The organism is Haloimpatiens lingqiaonensis, from assembly GCF_901447495.1.
Classification (GTDB): Bacteria; Bacillota; Clostridia; order Clostridiales; family Clostridiaceae; genus Haloimpatiens; species Haloimpatiens lingqiaonensis.
In genome coordinates, this window is record NZ_CABDWS010000175.1 from 1 (window position 1) to 1212 (window position 1212).

1 protein-coding gene is annotated in these 1212 nt (G+C 38.4%); it reads right to left on the minus strand.

The window, feature by feature from the left end; all coding sequences use genetic code 11:
* Nucleotides 1–2 precede the first annotated feature (2 nt).
* On the minus strand, nt 3–1196 hold the full coding sequence (tuf, locus tag FGK85_RS15155; RefSeq protein WP_138207990.1) for an elongation factor Tu: 1194 nt from the start codon (nt 1194–1196) through the stop codon (nt 3–5).
* Nucleotides 1197–1212 lie beyond the last annotated feature (16 nt).

A 1212-nucleotide genomic window follows, 5' to 3' on the forward strand; every position in this document is an offset into this window, starting at 1 on the left:
AATTATTCAACTATAGAAGTAACAACTCCTGAACCTACAGTTCTTCCGCCTTCTCTTATAGCGAATCTTAATCCTTCTTCCATAGCTACTTGTGTTATTAATTCAACATTCATGTCGATGTGGTCTCCTGGCATAACCATTTCTACTCCTTCTGGTAATGCGATTGAACCTGTAACGTCTGTTGTTCTGAAGTAGAATTGTGGTCTGTATCCGTTAAAGAATGGTGTATGTCTTCCACCTTCTTCTTTCTTTAATACGTATACTTGGCCTACGAATTTCTTATGAGGATGTACTGATCCTGGTTTTGCTAGTACTTGACCTCTTTCGATTTCTGTTCTTTGGATACCTCTTAGTAATGCTCCGATGTTATCTCCTGCCATTGCTTCATCTAGTAACTTTCTGAACATTTCTACTCCTGTTACTACTACTTTTCTCTTATCTTCACTTAATCCTACAAGTTCTACTTCGTCGCCTACGTGTAGTATTCCTCTTTCAACTCTTCCTGTTGCAACTGTTCCTCTTCCTGTGATTGTGAATACATCTTCTACTGGCATTAAGAACTCTTTGTCTGTTGCTCTTTCTGGTGTTGGTATATATTCATCTACTGCTGCCATTAATTCATGGATGCATGCTGTTTTTCCTTCATCATCTGCATTTTGTAATGCTTCTAATGCTGATCCTGTTATTACTGGACATCCGTCTCCGTCAAATCCATACTCACTTAGTAATTCTCTTACTTCCATTTCTACTAATTCTAATAACTCTGGATCGTCTACCATATCTGCTTTGTTTAAGAATACTACTATGTGGTTAACTCCAACTCTTGATGCTAATAGTATGTGTTCTCTTGTTTGTGGCATTGGACCATCTGCTGCACTTACAACTAGGATTGCTCCATCCATTTGTGCTGCTCCTGTTATCATGTTCTTTACATAGTCAGCGTGGCCTGGGCAGTCAACGTGTGCATAGTGTCTGTTCTCTGTTTCGTATTCTACGTGTGCTGTGTTGATTGTGATTCCTCTTTCTTTTTCTTCTGGTGCTTTATCTATTTCGTCATATTTTGTTGCTTCTGCGTTTCCTAATTTTGATAATACTGTTGTGATTGCTGCTGTTAATGTTGTCTTACCGTGGTCTACGTGACCTATTGTTCCTATATTTACGTGTGGTTTACTTCTTTCAAATTTTGATTTTGCCATTGTTCTTCCTCCTTAC